This window comes from Streptomyces sp. NPDC002889, from assembly GCF_042888425.1.
Taxonomy (GTDB): domain Bacteria; phylum Actinomycetota; class Actinomycetes; order Streptomycetales; family Streptomycetaceae; genus Streptomyces.
Genome location: NZ_JBIAPT010000026.1, coordinates 42,787 through 58,306, shown reverse-complemented (window position 1 = coordinate 58,306; position 15,520 = coordinate 42,787). Strand labels below are relative to the sequence as shown.

The following is a 15,520-nucleotide window of genomic DNA, read 5'->3' as shown; positions in this document are numbered from 1 at the left end:
CCTTCACCGATCCAGCCGCACCAAGTCGTCGCGTACGTGTCGAACGTCGCGTCCGCGCGCCCCGTCGCCCGTCCGTGGCGCGCGCGTCGCGTACGAGCCTAACGACTACTCGGGCAGCCGCAGTTCCAGGTCGGGGCGGGGCTGAACCCCATGGCGCCCCATATCGGCCAGCAGCTCGGCCACCGCGCCCCGGCCCGGCAGCTGCGCCTCCGGCTGCACGTCGTGCCACGGCGCCAGCACGAAGGCGCGCTCATGGGCGCGCGGGTGCGGCAGCGTCAGGGCCGGGTCGTCGGAGACGACGTCCGCGTAGGCCACGATGTCGACGTCGATGGTGCGCGGCCCCCAGCGCTCCTCACGGACCCGGTCGTAGGCCTCTTCGATGGCCTGGCCGCGCTCCAGGAGCGAGGACGGGGGCAGGGTGGTCCTGATCACGACCACCGCGTTGAAGTACGAGGGCTGGGTGCCGGGCTCGACACCCCACGGCTCCGTCTCGTAGACCGGCGAGACGGCCTTCACCCGCAGTCCCGGGGTGTCCTCGAGGGCGTCGATGGCGCCCTGGAGCGTCTCCATGCGGTTGCCCAGGTTGGAGCCGAGCGAGATCACGGCCTGTTTCGGGTTGGACAGCGTGACATCGGCGGCGTCCACCTGCTCCACCACCGACGAGGGCACCGGCTGGACGGTCGGGTCGCTGGCTGCCTGGTTCATACTCGGCTCCGGGTGATCGTGATCGTCACATCGTCGAAGGGCACCGTGATGGGGGCGTCCGGCTTGTGCACGACCACCTCGACCTCCTCCACGCCGTCGTGCTTGAGGCACTTCTGGGCAATCCGCTCGGCAAGCGTCTCGATCAGGTCGACGGGCTCGCCCTCGACGACGGCGACGACCTCCTCGGCCACCACGCCGTAGTGGACGGTCTTCGCCAGGTCGTCGTCGGCCGCCGCGGGGCGGGTGTCGAGGCCGAGCACCAGGTCGACGATGAAGGTCTGGCCTTCCTCGCGTTCCCGGGGGAACACGCCGTGGTGCCCGCGGGCCTTGAGGCCGCGCAGCGCGACACGATCCACGCGAATCACTCCTGCTCTTGGTACTTCCAGCGGGCTTCGGGCACCCAGCCGCGTGCGGGCGGCGTGGTACCCGCATTCGAATCTACCTGCGGGCACCGACAGTGTTCGCCCATGGGTGCCATGGACGAAACCGCGCAAGGCCGGTAGCCGCGTATACCCGGGGGATCGGATGTCGAATCCCTCACAGGCCCGGTTACCCCCTTATGAGGGGAGCCGACCCGGGGAGCCGTTACGCGGGGGCTTCGTCGTCCTGGTCGTCGTCGCTTTCGGTGAGGACCGGCGAGCCGTGGTGCGACCAGATCTTCCAGCCGTCCGATGTGCGGCGGAACACATTGGTGGCGACGACCAACTGCCCGACGAGCGGTCCGAGCTCGCCGGCCTCCTCGGCGGGGCCGCCGCTGAGGATGTTCTCCGTACAGGTGACCAGCGCGGTGTCACCGCTCACGCTCACCTTGACGTCGGTGAGGAAGAACTGGATGTACTCGGTGTTCGCCATGATGAGCGCGTACGAACGGAGCACCTCGCCGCGGCCCGAGAGCACCGGCCAGCCGGGGTGGATGCAGGAGATCTCGTCGTCCAGCCAGAGCGTGGAGAGCCGCTCGAAGTCGCCGCGCTCCATGGTCTCGTAGAAGGCGGTGTTGGCCTCCTCGACCAGTTCCAGATCGGTACGGCTCACCGGGCGCCCTCGACGGCCCGCGCGACCCGGACGGCGTCCGCGGTGGCCCGTACCTCATGGACCCGTACCGCCCACGCGCCCTCGTGTGCCGCGATGGCGGAGACGGCGGCGGTGGCGGCGTCGCGCTCGCGGGCCGGGGGCGCGGCACCGCGCTTGGCCAGGACATGGCCGAGGAACCGCTTGCGGGATGCGGCCACCAGTACGGGGCGGCCCAGAGCGCGCAGCTCGGCGAGGTGGGCGACGAGGGCGAGGTCGTGTTCGGCCTGCTTGGCGAAGCCGAGCCCCGGGTCGATGACGATCCGTTCAGGGGCGATACCGCCGTCGATGACGGCCTCGATGCGCTCGCGCAGTTCGGCGACGACCTCGGCGACGACATCGCCGTACACGGCGCGGCTGTTCATGTCCTCGCTGAACCCACGCCAGTGCATGACCACGAACGGGGTGTCGAGGGCGGCCACCGTGGGGACCATCCGTGGGTCGGCGAGACCGCCGCTGACGTCGTTGACGAGCACCGCACCGGCCGCGACGGCCTGCTCGGCGACGCCGGCGCGCATGGTGTCGACGGAGACGGTCACGCCCTCCGAGGCGAGACCCCGCACGACCGGGACGACCCGGCGCAGCTCCTCGTCCTCGTCGACGCGGGTGGCACCGGGCCTGGTCGACTCGCCGCCGACGTCGATCAGGTCGGCGCCCTGCACGACCAGGTCGAGGCCGCGCTTGACGGCGGCCGTGGTGTCGAACCAGTGGCCGCCGTCGGAGAAGGAGTCCGGTGTCACATTGACGACTCCCATGACCGCACAGCGGTCCCACTGGGGCAGGCCGTCCGCACTGCCACGTCCGCGCAACGTACTCATGTGCTCAGCCTAGGCCCGCATGGGCAGGGCCTGCGCCAGTCCCGCAGGTCCCGGCCCGGTCCGTGCGCGCGGCGCCCGCGCCGGTCCCGTACGGGCAGGCTCACGCGGCGCGGACCTCTCGCTGGTCCGTATGGCGGGCGAGGTGGGCGCAGGGGCGGGCCCGGCGGGCGGGGCGGCCGGCGAGGAGGCGGGGGAGCGCGATGTTCACGAAGCCCTCCGCCTGCATTGCGGCGAAGCCGATGCGCGGCAGGTCCCGGGTGCTGCGGAAGACGACGAATCGCGGTTCCCAGCGGGGCCGGAACTTGGCGTTGAACTTGTACAGCGATTCGATCTGGAACCACCGGGAGAGGAACACGAGCAGCCCGCGCCATATCCGCAGCACCGGGCCCGCTCCGATCTTCTCGCCGCGGGCCAGCGCCGAGCGGAACATCGCGAAGTTGAGGGAGACCCGCTCGACCTTCAGCGCGGGCGCCGCCTGCAGGGCGGCGACGATGAGCAGTTCGTTCATCCCGGGGTCGGCCGAGCGGTCGCGCCGCATCAGTTCCAGGGACATGCCGTCGGTGCCCCACGGTACGAAGTGGATGATCGCCTTCAGGTCGCCGTAGGCGGAGTCCGGCGCATCTCGGTCGGCCTTGTGCGCGGTGGCGATGACGGCGTCCCCGTCCGCCGGGTCGCCTATGCGTCCCAGCGCCATGGAGAACCCGCGCTCGGTGTCGGTGCCGCGCCAGGCGGCCGCGGCGCGCCGGATGTGCTCAAGTTCGGCCTCGGAGAGATCACGGGCGCGCCGTACGCGGGTCTCATAGCCATTGCGTTCGATCCGCTTCACCATCTGGCGTACGTTCCGCATCGTGCGCCCGGTCAGGGAGAAATCCGCGACGTCCACCACCGCCTCGTCCCCCAGTTCCAGCGCGTCCAGGCCGGTCTCCCGGGTCCAGACCTCGCCGCCGGTCTCGGAGCAGCCCATCACCGCCGGGGTCCAGGAGTGCGCCTTGGCCTCGTCCATGAAGCGTTCGATGGCGCCGGGCCAGGCCTCGACGTCGCCGATCGGGTCGCCGCTGGCGAGCATCACCCCGGAGACGACGCGGTAGCAGACGGCCGCCTTGCCGCTGGGCGAGAAGACAACGCCCTTGTCGCGGCGCAGTGCGAAGTGGCCGAGTGAGTCCCGGCCGCCGTGCACGGAGAGCAGGTCGCGCAGCCGGCGCTCGTCGTCCTCGGTGAGGCGGGCCGCCGGGTGTTCGGGCCGGAAGGCGAGGTAGATGGTGGTGACGGCGGTCAGCAGACCGAGTGCGCCGAGCGAGTAGCCGACGGTCCAGGAGACCCGGTCCGCGTAGTCGATGGGGCCCTCGAAGCCGAAGAGTCCGTAGATGACGTGCTCGAGGCGGTCGGTGAGGCTGGGGCTGCCGACGACTTCGCTCGGGTGCGCGCTGACGATCACCAGGCCGAGCCCGAGGGAACCCGCGCTCATGAGGACGAAGTTGGCAAGGGCCCGCCAGCGGCTGCGCGGGTCGGGCAGTGCGGCGAACTCGCCCCGGTGGCGCAGCAGCAGGGCCAGCAGCGTGAGCGAGATCAGTGCGCCGATGACGGAGTGCCGGTAGGCGAACTGGGCCGCTGCTCCGGCCGGCAGCAGGATGACCGCGGCCCGCCAGGCGCGGCGCTTGTGGCGCTTGATTCCATGGGCGAGGAGCAGCAGCAGGACGCCGGCGCCGAGCGACAGGGCCGCGGCGAACGGGCCCGTGGCGCCGGGCAGTACCTCGACGAGCGAGTGCATGCGGCTGTGCCGGAACCGGGGGAAGACCCCGGCGGCGATGTCGATCAGGCCGACGAAGGTGCAGGCGGTGCCCACCATCGCGGGCACCGTCTCCGGCCGGGGGCCACGCAGGGCGCGGCGTACCCAATCCGGAACCAATCCAGATTTGTCCCCATCTACCGTTGCAGACATCGCTTCCCGTGACTCCGCGAGAGATCTTGCGTCCAAGGGCCTCAGGTCACATGGCCCCGGACGATTTGCGCTCTCTAGGACGGGAGTTAGGGGAGGCGGGTTCACTCGCCCCGCGAAATTCTCCCCGCAGAAGGCACGTGCGACTCATGGGTCTGACCAGCAACAAAGTCCTGGCCTTGACTGTTCTGGCGGCGCTGACGCTGTTCATGGCCACCATCTGGCTGTGGCCGCGGCTGGCGCGCGGCGGTGTGCGTGCGGTGGCCGGACGGGTCGCTCTGCTGCTCGTCACCCAGCTCGTCGTGTTCGCCGCGGTCGGTCTCGCGGCCAACAAGTCCTTTCTCTTCTACGGTTCCTGGGCGGATCTCTTCGGTCAGGAGCAGGATCTCGGCGTGGTCGTGGACCATTCGGCCGGCCGGTCGCACATCACGGTCGTCGAGAAGCAGCAGCCTCGGGTGCCGGGAGGTGCGCGGCCCGCTTCGGGCGGGCAGATCCACAAGGTCGTCGTCGCCGGGGAGAAGTCGGGGATCGACAGCCCGGCCTATGTGTATCTGCCGCCGGAGTACTTCCAGACGAAACACCGGAAAAGCACCTTTCCGGCGGTCGTGGTCCTGACGGGATACCCGGGGACCGCGGAGAATCTGCTCACGGGGCTGACATACCCGAGGACCGCGTTGGGGCTCGCCGAGGAGGGCCGGGCGCAGCCGATGGTGCTGGTGATGCTGCGCCCGACCGTGGAGCCGCCGCGGGACACCGAGTGCGTGGACGTTCCCGGCGGGCCGCAGGCCGAGACGTTCTTCGCGAGGGATCTGCCGAAGGCGGTCTCCGGGACCTACCGGGTCGGGTCCGCGGCGCGGAACTGGGGACTCATCGGCAACTCCACCGGCGGTTACTGCGCTTTGAAGATCGCGTTGCACCACCCGGAGCAGTTCGCGGCGGGTGCGGGTCTTTCCGCGCACTACCGGGCGGCCGAGGACCCGACGACCGGAGACCTCTTCCACGGCAGCGACCGGGCGCGCAAGCGGGCGGATCTGCTGTGGAGCCTGGACCATCTGCCGCAGGGCGATTCGTCCTTCTTGGTCACCAGCTCGCGGCAGGGTGAGGGCAACCTCAGGGGGACGCTGGACTTCATCGCGAAGGTGAAGGCGCCCGCGCGGGTCTCGTCGATCATGCTGGACAGCGGCGGGCACAACTTCAACACCTGGCGGCGGGAGATCCCGCCGGCGCTGGAGTGGATCAGCGGCAGGCTCAGCGCCGGCTGACCGTGTCCAGTTCCACGTCGGTACGGGGGATGTCCTGCGCGTCCGCGTCGATGGAGCGGCGCAGTGCCTCGTGCAGGCGGGCCGGCGTCAGGACACCGAGGAACCGGCCCGTCTCCTCCCGGTCGATGACCGCGATCCAGCCGGCGTCGTGCTGCAGCATGGTCGAGAAGGCCTGCTTGAGCGAGGCGCCCACGGGCAGCCAGGCGTTCATGCGGCGCGCGTGTTCGCGTACGGATCCCTTGCCGGACGAGGCCTGTTCGGCGGAGATCCAGCCGTGCAGATTGTCCTCGGCATCCAGCACGACGGCCCAGCGCGAACCGAGGTCGCGGGGCAGCGCGTCGTCGAGATGGACGACGGGCGGCTGCTCCAGATCGCCCTCCTCGATAGGGGTCACCGAGAGCCGCTTGAGGCCTCGGTCGGCGCCGACGAAGTCCGCGACGTATGCGGTGGCGGGAGCTCCCAGGACGGCGGCCGGTGCGTCGAACTGCTCGATCCGCCCGTCGCCGTAGACGGCGATACGGTCGCCCAGCCGTACGGCCTCCTCGATGTCATGGGTGACGAAGAGGACGGTCTTGCGCATCTGGGACTGGAGCTTGAGGAACTCGTTCTGCAGATGCTCGCGCACCACCGGGTCGACCGCGCCGAACGGCTCGTCCATCAGCAGCACGGGCGGATCGGCCGCCAGCGCCCGGGCCACGCCGACGCGCTGACGCTGGCCTCCGGAGAGCTGCTCGGGGTAGCGGTCGCCGTAGACGGACGGGTCCAGTCCCACCAGGTCCAGGAGCTCGGCGGCGCGCTCGCGGCCCTTTCCGCGTTTCCAGCCCAGCAGATGGGGCACGGTCGCGGTGTTCTCCAGGACCGTCTTGTGGGGGAAGAGGCCGACCTGCTGGATCACATAGCCGATACGGCGGCGCAGTTCGACCGGATCGAGGGCCGAGATGTCCTGCCCGTCCAGGAATATCCGGCCACTGCTCGGTTCGATGAGGCGGTTGACCATCTTCATGGTGGTCGTCTTGCCGCAGCCGGACGGTCCGACGAGCGTGACCAGTTCGCCCGCGGTGACCTCGAAGGAGAGATCGTCGACGGCGGTGGTGCCGTCCGGGTAGCGCTTGGTGACGTGCTCGAATCGGATCATGGTTCCCCATTGTGGCGGGTGGTGCCGGGTGTCGTGTGAAGGGCGTGTTGCCGGAATGCGAAGCTCCTCGGCGATTGTCGGTGGCGGGGGTTAGGGTCGGTTGCCGGTCGAAGAAGTCGAATACCGGATGGGGGGTGGAGGCAATGGCCGGTCGGAACTGTCTGGTCGCCAACGACTGGATCTGCGGTGAGTATCTCCGCTCCCGCAGCGGGGAGCTGATCGATGCGACGGTCCAGCATGTCTGGATCACGGCGGTCTCGGTCCTGATCGGACTGGTCGTGGCCTTCCCCCTGGCGCTGCTCGCCCGCAGCCGCCCGCGGTTCGCCGGTCCGGTCCTGGGGCTGACGACCGTGCTCTACACGGTTCCGTCGCTCGCGATGTTCTCGCTGCTGCTGCCCGTGTTCGGGCTCTCGGCCGCACTGGTGATCACGGGTCTGGTGCTGTATTCGCTGACGATCCTCGTGAGGAACATCCTTGCGGGCCTGGAGGCCGTCCCGGACGAGGCGCGGGAGGCGGCCCGCGGGATGGGGTACGGCCCGGGCCGGCTGCTCTGGGAGGTCGAGCTTCCGCTGGCCCTGCCCGCGCTGATGGCGGGCCTGCGGATCGCCACGGTCTCGACGGTCGCGCTCACCACGATCGGCTCGATCGTCGGCCGCGGCGGCCTCGGCAATCTCATCGACGACGCGCTGCCCAGTTTCTTCAAGGCGCAGGTACTGACCGCGTCCGTCCTCTGCGTGCTGCTGGCCGTCGCGGCCGACCTGCTGCTGCTCGCGGTGCAGCGGCTGCTGACGCCCTGGACCCGGATACGGACGCGGGGGGCCCACTGATGGGAGTGGTGGCCGATGCCTGGACCTGGCTGACCACGGGTGCCAACTGGTCGGGGGAGAGCGGTGCCTGGCACCGGCTCGCCGAGCACGTGTACGTCAGCGGGGTCGCGCTCGCGCTCGCGTGCGCGATCGCCCTGCCCCTCGCGCTGTATCTGGGGCACATCGGACGCGGCGGCGCCCTCGCCGTCAACATCTCCAACGTGGGCCGCGCCGTCCCGGTCTTCGCGGTGCTCGCCCTGTTCATGGTGTCGCCGTTGCGCAGTGCCGGATATGTCCCGACCATCACCGCGCTGGTGCTGTTCGCCGTGCCCCCGCTGCTGACCAACGCCTATGTGGGGATGCGGGAAGTGGACCGCGCGGTGGTGGAGGCCGCGCGGGGCATGGGGATGTCCGGCGGGCAGCTCTTCCTCCGGGTCGAACTGCCCCTCGCGTACCCGATGATCATGACCGGGCTGCGGTCGGCCGCCGTGCAGGTCGTCGCGACCGCGACGATCGCCGCGATGGTCGGACAGGGCGGCCTCGGCAGGATCATCACGGCCGGGTTCAACACGTACAACACTCCGCAAGTGGTCGCGGGCGCCCTGCTCGTGGCCGTGCTCGCCCTCCTGGTGGAGGCCGTGCTGGTGGTGGTGGACCGCATATGCAGTCCCCTCCGGAAAACAGTGTGACGACTCACTCCCTTGGATGGTGAACCTGATGAGCAAGACCTCGCGCATGGCGGGTGCGGTGATCGGTGTGGTGGCCCTGACGGGTTCCCTCGCCGCGTGCGGCGGCGACAGCCTGGAGCAGGAGAGAAGCGGCGGTTCGGCATCGGCCTCAGGGTCCGGGAAGAAGGGCACGCTCGTCGTGGGCGCCGCCGCGTTCACCGAGTCCAAGGTGCTCGCCGAGCTGTACGCGCAACTGCTGGGCGACGCGGGCTACCGGACGTCGATCACCACGGTGAAGAACCGCGAGCTGTACGAACCGTCCTTGGAGAAGGGCGAGATCGACATCGTCCCGGAATATGCCGCAACCGTCGCCGAATTCCTCAATGCGAAGGCGAACGGGCCGAAGGCGCCCGAGGAGAAGCCGGTCGCCTCGGGCGATGTCGCCGCCACCGTGGCCGCACTGACCGAGCTCGCGGAGCCGCGCGGACTCAAGGTGCTGCCAGCCGGTGAGGCCGTCGACCAGAACGCCTTCGCGGTCTCCAAGGAATTCGCCGAGAAGAACAACCTGAAGACCCTCTCCGATCTCGGCGCCTCCAAGCTGAAGGTGAAGATCGCGGCAGGCGACGAGTGCGAGGTGCGGCCCTTCTGTGCGCCGGGTCTGAAGAAGACGTACGGCATCGATGTGTCGGGCATCGACCCCAAGGGCGTCGGAACCCCGCAGGCAAAGCAGGCGGTCAAGGACGGTACGGACCAGCTGGTGCTGACCACGACCACCGACGCGACGCTCGACAGCTTCGGCCTGGTGCTGCTGGAGGACGACAAGAAGCTCCAGAACGCGGACAACGTCCTTCCCCTGGTCAATGCCAAGGACGCCGGCGACAAGGCGATAGCCGATGTGCTCGACAGGCTCACCAAGGTGCTCACCACTGAGGATCTTGCCGAGTTGAACCGCACGGTGGACGCGGAGCGCGCGAAGCCCGAGGATGCGGCGAAGGCTTATCTGGAGTCCAAGGGACTGCTCAAGAAGTAGCGAAAGGGACGGCCCGGCGTTCTCGATCCAGAGATTTGCCGGGCCGACACCCCATTCGGCGTCCACGCACTGTAAATTTCGGGCCATGCCACGTGGACGCCACCGCCATTCCCCGCCCCTGCACAAGCTGCTGCCGCCCTCGGCAGTCGCCGGAGCGTCGGTTCTGTGTGCCGCCGGCGCGTGGTTCGTCGGGGATGCCGTCGTGCTCCGGATGATGGTTGCCGCCGCGGCCGCCTCGGCCCTCACCGGCGCTGTCCTGATGCGCAGTTGGGACCGCAGCGCGGGCCGCCGGGTGGCGGAACTGACGCGCGGGCGCGCCGCCGACGCATGGCAGACCGAGGAACGCATCGCCGAGCTCGAGGCGGACATCGAGGAGTCCCGCGAACTGCGCGTCAAGCTCGACGCGAAGCTGCGCGCCAAGCGGGTCGAACTCGCCGGACTGCGCGGCGAACATGCGGCGCTGCTGCGGCGGTACGCGAACGCCGAGACGGAGCGGGCCAGCGCACTCGAGGGCCGCAGGCAGCTGGCCCTGGAGGCGGCCGCCCCGGCCAAGGCGCTCCCGCCGGCCGGCAGCACGCCCACGCCCTCCACGTATCTGCGTGCGGCCAAGGCGCTGGAGGACCTGTCGCGCAACGCCGCGGCGCAGGAGGCCAAACGCACCGTCGAGGAGGCCCGGCACCGCGATCTGGAAGAACGGGCCCGGGAGGCGGACGAGCCGCAGGGGAAGCACGCGGCGGGCGCCGGGGGCGAACATCAGGCCCGCACGTCGTCCGCCCTCCCCGCCAGGCGTCGCGTCCCGGCCGCATCCGCGATCGTGCCGTACGGACAGCGCCCGCGCGTCAAGCGCCCCGAGGGCGGCTTCGACTTCTTCGGCACGGGCGCCGGCGCCGGCGCCCAGAAGGCGATCGAGGCCGTGCAGAACGAGGATCTCGCCGATGTGGTCGGCGAGGAGGCCCTCGCGGCCGCACAGCCCGCCGCCGGCTCGCGCGCGGTCGGCAAGGTCATCGACCTGACCGCCCACGACGAGACCGAACAGCTGGACGTCGTCGACCTGCGCAAGGCGGTCAGCTCCTGAGGCAGGCCGGCACGTCGGCGGGTCCCGGTCCGGCGGGACCCCTCCGGCTGAACCGGCTTACTTGTCGATGTCGCCGACCACGAAGAACAGCGAGCCCAGGATCGCGACCATGTCGGCGACCAGCGTCCCGGGCAGGAGCTCGGTGAGCGCCTGGATGTTGTTGTACGACGCCGAGCGGAGCTTCAGGCGGTACGGGGTCTTCTCGCCCCTGGAGACCAGGTAGTACCCGTTGATGCCGAGCGGGTTCTCGGTCCAGGCGTAGGTGTGGCCCTCGGGAGCCTTCAGAACCTTGGGCAGCCGCTGGTTGATCGGCCCCGGCGGCAGCTGCGCCATCCGGTCGAGGCAGGCGTCCGCGAGGTCCAGCGCGATGTGCGTCTGCTCCAGCAGCACCTCGAAGCGGGCCAGGCAGTCGCCGCTGGTGCGCGTGACGACCTTGAGGGTGTCCTGCAGCTCCCCGTACGCCAGATACGGCTCGTCGCGCCGCAGGTCGAAGTCGACGCCGGAGGCGCGCGCGATCGGCCCGCTGACGCCGTACGCGTGCACGGCCTCGGCCGACAGCGCCCCCACACCACGGGTACGGGCGCGGAAGATCTCGTTGCCGAGTACCAGGTGGTCGTACACGTCCATCCGCGAGCGGACGTCGGCGACGGCGTGCCGGGCGCGGCCGAGCCAGCCGGCCGGGAGGTCCTCCTTGAGGCCGCCGACGCGGTTGAACATGTAGTGCATACGGCCGCCGGAGATTTCCTCCATGACGTGCTGGAGCTCTTCGCGTTCGCGGAAGGCATGGAACACCGGGGTGATTCCACCCAGTTCGAGGGGGTACGACCCCAGGAACATCAGGTGGTTGAGGACCCGGTTCAGTTCGGCGAGGAGCGTACGGACCCACACCGCGCGCTCCGGTACCTCCATGCCGAGCATCCGCTCGACGGCCATCACGACTCCGAGCTCGTTCGAGAACGCGGACAGCCAGTCGTGCCGGTTGGCCAGCATCACGATCTGCCGGTAGTCGCGCGCCTCGAAGAGCTTCTCGGCTCCGCGGTGCATGTAGCCGATGACCGGTTCGGCGTGCTGGATGCGCTCGCCGTCCAGGACGAGACGAAGGCGCAGAACACCGTGGGTGGAGGGGTGCTGGGGCCCGATGTTGAGCACCATGTCGGTGGTCTCCGCCGCGCCGCCGATGCCGACCGTCGTCTCCGTCATGCGCCCAGTGTCTCAGAGGCCCTGCGGCCCCGGACGTCCTGGACCGGCTCCGGTATCAGGGGCCGCGGCGGGCTCCCGCGTCAGGCCTGCCGATGGCCGCCCCGAGCCGGACCGGCCGCCCCGGGCCCCGGGGCGACCCGCGGCGGCCGGTCCGGCTCGATCGGCTGCATGAGCCAGGTGAAGTCGCCCAGGCCGCCCCTTGCCGTGAGCTCGGCCGCCTCGCCCGCTGCCGCGAGAGCGCGGACGTACGCCGCCGGGTCGGACGACGCCAGCGACAGCGGGGGCCGTTGGGCGCTCACGCCCAGCCCGCGCAGCGCCTCGCGCTGACCGATCAGTTCCGCGCCCGGCAGCGCGCACGCGTCCAGCGCCACATGCGCCGTGATGTCGCAGCTGCCGTCCGGGACGGGACGCACCTCGCGGCCGCCGCGGAAGCCGGTGAGTGTGCCGAACGGGGGCCGGCTGTCCCTGGTGTGCGCGTAGTCGACGGCGACCGCGAGGCCCGCGTCCAGTGTGGAGACGGCCCGCGCCCACGCCAGGTCCCGGGGCCGCCCGATCTCTGCGCGGGTACCCGGCTCGGTCAGCGGCCACCAGCGGGCCAGCCACTCGGCGTCCGCGCCGGTGACCGGCTCGCCCAGTCGTTCCTCACCCGCGCGGTCCACCATCACCTGGCGCGCCACCCCGTCCGCGTCCGCCTCGGCGACGTCCACCGGCACGTTGTCGAGCCACTCGTTCGCGAACAGCAGCCCGCGCACACGGGCCGGGGGCGTGTCCGTCCACTCGATACGCGGGTCGAGGCCCGCGGGGCGGGCCGCGCGCTCGACCGCGTACGCCCGCACCGGAAAGCCGGGCGGCAGGGCGGCCAGCACACCCGTCAGCAGTTCGCCGCGGCCCGCCCCCACGTCCACGAGTGCCGGCTCGTCCAGCGACATCGACCCGGCCGTGGTGACCAGCAGCCGGGCGATCGCTGCGGCGAACCGGGGCGAGGCGTGTACGGACGTGCGGAAGTGGCCGGCGGGGCCCTCGGGCCGCAGATAGAAGCCGCCGGGCCCGTACAGCGCGGCCTGAGCCGCCTCCCGCCACCCGACCTGCTGATCCGTCTCGTACATCACGGGCCCAGTCTCCACCTTGCGGAGTACGCACCGGCGGTCCGGATCGCCCCTCCGGTTGACCCCTGCACCGATCTTCTTTCCCTACTCTGGGTTACGTGCAGCGCCTCTATGACTTCATCCGCAGACACCCGACGGGCGTCGACAGCTTCTGGGCCGTCATGCTCTTCGGCTTCTCCATGCTGTGGGTGATGGAGGTGCCGACCGGGCTCTGGCCCACGATCTCGGCGTCCGTCATCGTCCTGCTGCTGAGTCTGGTCGTGGCCCTGCGCCGCCGGATGCCGGAGCAGATGCTGGTCCTCGCGGCCGTACTGGGCGTCGCCCAGCTCGTGCTGGACGTCGAGGTCAACCCCGCCGACTTCGCGATGCTGGTGATCATCTACACGGTCGCGGCGCACGACGGGGCGCGTTGGGCGTCCCGGCTGGCTCTGATCGGCGGGCCCTGTGCCGCGTCGCTGGCCCAGATCCGCTGGCCCGAGGAGGACACGGGCACGCTCGGCCGGGTGTTCCTCACGGTGATCATGAGCCTGCCGTTCGCGTTCGCCTGGGTGCTCGGCGACTCGATACGCACGCGGCGCGCGTACTTCGCCCAGCTCGAGGAGCGTGCCGCCCGGATGGAGGACGAGCGCGCGGCGCAGGCGAAGGTCGCCGTCGCCGCCGAACGCGCTCGTATCGCCCGTGAGCTCCACGATGTGGTCGCGCACAACGTCTCGGTGATGGTCGTCCAGGCCGACGGCGCCGCCTATGTGCTGGATGCCGCCCCCGACCAGGCCAAGCAGGCGCTGGAGACCATCTCGAGCACCGGCCGCCAGGCACTCGCGGAGATGCGCAGGCTGCTCGGCGTCCTGCGCACCGGGGACGGCCCGCCGAGCGGCGAGTACGTTCCGCAGCCCGATGTGGAGCAGATCGAGGAACTGGTCGAGCAGGTTCGCAGCGCGGGCCTGACCGTCGACTTCAAGATCGAGGGGACGCCGCGGCCGTTGCCCAGCGGCGTCGAGCTCACCGCGTACCGCATCGTGCAGGAAGCGCTGACCAACACCCGCAAGCACGGTGGCCCGGAGGTCGGTGCGAGTGTGCGCCTGGTGTATTTCGACGACGGGCTCGGGCTGCTCGTCGAGGACGACGGCCGCGGCTCGTCGCACGAGCTGTACGAGGACGGTGGCGCGGACGGCCGCGGCCACGGTCTGATCGGCATGCGCGAGCGCGTCGGTATGGTCGGCGGCACCCTGGACGCGGGGCCGCGGCCCGGCGGAGGCTTCCGGATCAGTGCGTTGCTCCCCCTCAAGCCCGCGCATTAGGCCGCCCACTAGAGATCGAGGACAACAACTGTCATGTCCATCCGAGTGATGCTCGTCGACGACCAGGTGCTGCTGCGCACCGGATTCCGCATGGTGCTCGCCGCCCAGCCGGACATGGAGGTCGTCGCCGAGGCGGGCGACGGCGCGGAGGCGATCGACAATCTGCGCTCCACGGCCGTGGACGTCGTGCTGATGGATGTGCGTATGCCGAGGCTGGACGGCGTCGAGGCGACCCGGCGCATCTGCGCCGAGCCGGATGCGCCGAAGGTGCTGATCCTGACCACGTTCGACCTCGACGAGTACGCCTTCTCGGGGCTGAAGGCAGGCGCCAGCGGCTTCCTGCTCAAGGATGTGCCGCCCGGGGAACTCCTCGGCGCGATCCGCTCGGTGCACAGCGGCGACGCTGTCGTCGCGCCGTCCACCACACGGCGGCTGCTGGACCGCTTCTCACCGATGCTGCCCAGCTCCGGCCACGAACCGCGGCACAAGGAGCTGGAGAGGCTCACCGAGCGCGAGCGCGAAGTGATGATGCTGGTCGCGCAGGGCATGTCGAACGGTGAGATCGCGGCGCGGCTGGTGCTGTCCGAGGCCACGGTCAAGACCCATGTGGGCCGCATCCTCACGAAGTTGGGCCTGCGGGACCGGGTGCAGGTGGTGGTGCTGGCGTACGAGACGGGGCTGGTGCGGGCCGGCGGGGGGACGTTCTGAGCGCGATGCTGCTGTGGATCAACGGCCCCTTCGGCGGCGGGAAGACGCAGACGGCGTCCGAGATCCGGCGGCGCCTGCCGGGCAGTGTCGTGTGCGACCCGGAGCATGTGGGCTTCGGGCTGCACCGGATGCTGCCGCCCGCACTGCGGGGTGACTTCCAGGATCTCGCCGCCTGGCGCCAGGGCGTGTACGAGGTGCTCGACGTGACCCTGCGGACGCACGAAGGCGTGGTGATCGCCCCCATGACCCTGGTCGAGCCGGCCTACTTCGACCAGATCGTGGGCCGGTTGCGGGACGAGGCCGGACACGAGGTGCATCACTTCGCGCTGCTCGCCGAGCGGGAGACGGTACTGCGGCGGCTGACGGAACGGGGGCTGGGCCGCGGGCTGAAGCGCGAGAGCTTCGCCGTACAGAAACTGGACCACTGTCTGGAGCGGCTGCGGGCCCCGCTGTTCGGGGAGCACATCCACACCGACCGGGTGGGAGTGCCGCAGGTGGCGGACCTGATTGCCGAGGCCGCGGGGCTGCGCCTCGCGCCGAACACGGACGGGCCGCTCAGGCACCGGCTGCGCACGGCGTGGACGGGGATCAGGCACATCCGCTTCGACTAGGCCATGCCCGGGCGAAGCGCCGTTTCGAGGAAGCCCCGGACCACCACCGCTTCCAGGCGGTGGTCACGCAACGTCCCCTCCCGTGACCGCGACC

The 15,520-nt window shown here is 70.6% G+C and carries 16 protein-coding genes; 8 read left to right on the top strand and 8 right to left on the bottom strand.

Annotation, left to right across the window (positions count from 1 at the left end; translation table 11 throughout):
- Nucleotides 1–105: 105 nt before the first annotated feature.
- The 5 genes from folK to ACFYWI_RS31060 all read right to left on the bottom strand — a co-directional run bounded on the left by folK (nt 106) and on the right by ACFYWI_RS31060 (nt 4,530).
- Entirely contained in the window at nt 106–705 is a 600-nt protein-coding gene (gene folK / locus ACFYWI_RS31080; protein WP_389238917.1) for a 2-amino-4-hydroxy-6-hydroxymethyldihydropteridine diphosphokinase, read from the bottom strand.
- Entirely contained in the window at nt 702–1,061 is a 360-nt protein-coding gene (gene folB, locus ACFYWI_RS31075; protein ID WP_389238915.1) for a dihydroneopterin aldolase, read from the bottom strand. The genes folK and folB overlap by 4 nt, the downstream gene beginning before the upstream one ends.
- A gap of 229 nt (nt 1,062–1,290) precedes the next feature.
- The gene (locus tag ACFYWI_RS31070; RefSeq protein WP_389239029.1) at nt 1,291–1,680 is read right to left on the bottom strand and encodes a nuclear transport factor 2 family protein; all 390 of its coding nucleotides are present in this window, start codon (nt 1,678–1,680) and stop codon (nt 1,291–1,293) included.
- 53 nt (nt 1,681–1,733) lie between these two features.
- Entirely contained in the window at nt 1,734–2,591 is an 858-nt protein-coding gene (gene folP / locus ACFYWI_RS31065) for a dihydropteroate synthase (RefSeq protein WP_389238913.1), read from the bottom strand.
- Between the two features lie 100 nt (nt 2,592–2,691).
- Entirely contained in the window at nt 2,692–4,530 is a 1,839-nt protein-coding gene (locus ACFYWI_RS31060) for a phosphatidylglycerol lysyltransferase domain-containing protein (RefSeq protein WP_389238911.1), read from the bottom strand.
- A gap of 146 nt (nt 4,531–4,676) precedes the next feature.
- On the opposite strand from ACFYWI_RS31060, the gene ACFYWI_RS31055 reads away from it, so the two are divergent.
- Nucleotides 4,677–5,789: an alpha/beta hydrolase gene (locus ACFYWI_RS31055; RefSeq protein ID WP_389238909.1), complete on the top strand. Its 1,113-nt coding sequence runs from the start codon at nt 4,677–4,679 to the stop codon at nt 5,787–5,789.
- Here ACFYWI_RS31055 and ACFYWI_RS31050 read toward each other — a convergent pair.
- Nucleotides 5,776–6,924 carry an ABC transporter ATP-binding protein gene (locus ACFYWI_RS31050; protein WP_389238907.1) on the bottom strand — a complete coding sequence of 383 codons (1,149 nt, stop codon included), beginning with the start codon at nt 6,922–6,924 and terminating at the stop codon, nt 5,776–5,778. The genes ACFYWI_RS31055 and ACFYWI_RS31050 overlap by 14 nt on opposite strands.
- 143 nt (nt 6,925–7,067) lie before the next feature.
- On the opposite strand from ACFYWI_RS31050, the gene ACFYWI_RS31045 reads away from it, so the two are divergent.
- The 4 genes from ACFYWI_RS31045 (at nt 7,068) to ACFYWI_RS31030 (ending at nt 10,503) form a co-directional block, all read left to right on the top strand.
- On the top strand, nt 7,068–7,751 hold the full coding sequence (locus ACFYWI_RS31045) for an ABC transporter permease (protein WP_389238905.1): 684 nt from the start codon (nt 7,068–7,070) through the stop codon (nt 7,749–7,751).
- On the top strand, nt 7,751–8,419 hold the full coding sequence (locus tag ACFYWI_RS31040; RefSeq protein WP_389238903.1) for an ABC transporter permease: 669 nt from the start codon (nt 7,751–7,753) through the stop codon (nt 8,417–8,419). The genes ACFYWI_RS31045 and ACFYWI_RS31040 overlap by 1 nt, the downstream gene beginning before the upstream one ends.
- A 28-nt stretch (nt 8,420–8,447) precedes the next feature.
- Complete coding sequence (locus ACFYWI_RS31035) at nt 8,448–9,428, top strand: ABC transporter substrate-binding protein (RefSeq protein ID WP_389238901.1); 981 nt, start codon at nt 8,448–8,450, stop codon at nt 9,426–9,428.
- A gap of 85 nt (nt 9,429–9,513) precedes the next feature.
- Nucleotides 9,514–10,503, top strand: coding sequence for a hypothetical protein (locus tag ACFYWI_RS31030; protein ID WP_389238897.1), 990 nt, complete (start codon nt 9,514–9,516; stop codon nt 10,501–10,503).
- A 57-nt stretch (nt 10,504–10,560) separates the two neighbouring features.
- On the opposite strand, the gene ACFYWI_RS31025 is transcribed toward ACFYWI_RS31030, so the two are convergent.
- Both ACFYWI_RS31025 and ACFYWI_RS31020 read right to left on the bottom strand, forming a co-directional pair.
- Nucleotides 10,561–11,703 carry an NADH-quinone oxidoreductase subunit D gene (locus ACFYWI_RS31025; RefSeq protein ID WP_389238895.1) on the bottom strand — a complete coding sequence of 381 codons (1,143 nt, stop codon included), beginning with the start codon at nt 11,701–11,703 and terminating at the stop codon, nt 10,561–10,563.
- 80 nt (nt 11,704–11,783) lie between these two features.
- The gene (locus tag ACFYWI_RS31020) at nt 11,784–12,809 is read right to left on the bottom strand and encodes an SAM-dependent methyltransferase (protein ID WP_389239027.1); all 1,026 of its coding nucleotides are present in this window, start codon (nt 12,807–12,809) and stop codon (nt 11,784–11,786) included.
- Nucleotides 12,810–12,907: 98 nt separating this feature from the next.
- Between ACFYWI_RS31020 and ACFYWI_RS31015 the strand changes: the two genes are divergently transcribed.
- From ACFYWI_RS31015 to ACFYWI_RS31005, 3 genes are read left to right on the top strand one after another with little or no spacing between them, the layout of a single operon-like run.
- On the top strand, nt 12,908–14,107 hold the full coding sequence (locus ACFYWI_RS31015; RefSeq protein ID WP_389238893.1) for a sensor histidine kinase: 1,200 nt from the start codon (nt 12,908–12,910) through the stop codon (nt 14,105–14,107).
- 33 nt (nt 14,108–14,140) lie between these two features.
- Nucleotides 14,141–14,815, top strand: coding sequence for a response regulator (locus tag ACFYWI_RS31010; protein ID WP_389238891.1), 675 nt, complete (start codon nt 14,141–14,143; stop codon nt 14,813–14,815).
- Between the two features lie 5 nt (nt 14,816–14,820).
- Nucleotides 14,821–15,426: an AAA family ATPase gene (locus ACFYWI_RS31005; protein ID WP_389238889.1), complete on the top strand. Its 606-nt coding sequence runs from the start codon at nt 14,821–14,823 to the stop codon at nt 15,424–15,426.
- The last annotated feature ends 94 nt before the right edge of the window (nt 15,427–15,520 follow it).

Coding starts and splice junctions, on each gene's coding strand:
- folK (WP_389238917.1), bottom strand. CDS start 705: ATGAACCAGGCAGCCAGCGACCCGACCGTCCAGCCGGTGCCCTCGTCG.
- ACFYWI_RS31070 (WP_389239029.1), bottom strand. CDS start 1,680: ATGGAGCGCGGCGACTTCGAGCGGCTCTCCACGCTCTGGCTGGACGAC.
- folP (WP_389238913.1), bottom strand. CDS start 2,591: ATGAGTACGTTGCGCGGACGTGGCAGTGCGGACGGCCTGCCCCAGTGG.
- ACFYWI_RS31060 (WP_389238911.1), bottom strand. CDS start 4,530: ATGTCTGCAACGGTAGATGGGGACAAATCTGGATTGGTTCCGGATTGG.
- ACFYWI_RS31055 (WP_389238909.1), top strand. CDS start 4,677: ATGGGTCTGACCAGCAACAAAGTCCTGGCCTTGACTGTTCTGGCGGCG.
- ACFYWI_RS31050 (WP_389238907.1), bottom strand. CDS start 6,924: ATGATCCGATTCGAGCACGTCACCAAGCGCTACCCGGACGGCACCACC.
- ACFYWI_RS31045 (WP_389238905.1), top strand. CDS start 7,068: ATGGCCGGTCGGAACTGTCTGGTCGCCAACGACTGGATCTGCGGTGAG.
- ACFYWI_RS31040 (WP_389238903.1), top strand. CDS start 7,751: ATGGGAGTGGTGGCCGATGCCTGGACCTGGCTGACCACGGGTGCCAAC.
- ACFYWI_RS31035 (WP_389238901.1), top strand. CDS start 8,448: ATGAGCAAGACCTCGCGCATGGCGGGTGCGGTGATCGGTGTGGTGGCC.
- ACFYWI_RS31030 (WP_389238897.1), top strand. CDS start 9,514: ATGCCACGTGGACGCCACCGCCATTCCCCGCCCCTGCACAAGCTGCTG.
- ACFYWI_RS31025 (WP_389238895.1), bottom strand. CDS start 11,703: ATGACGGAGACGACGGTCGGCATCGGCGGCGCGGCGGAGACCACCGAC.
- ACFYWI_RS31020 (WP_389239027.1), bottom strand. CDS start 12,809: ATGTACGAGACGGATCAGCAGGTCGGGTGGCGGGAGGCGGCTCAGGCC.
- ACFYWI_RS31010 (WP_389238891.1), top strand. CDS start 14,141: ATGTCCATCCGAGTGATGCTCGTCGACGACCAGGTGCTGCTGCGCACC.
- ACFYWI_RS31005 (WP_389238889.1), top strand. CDS start 14,821: ATGCTGCTGTGGATCAACGGCCCCTTCGGCGGCGGGAAGACGCAGACG.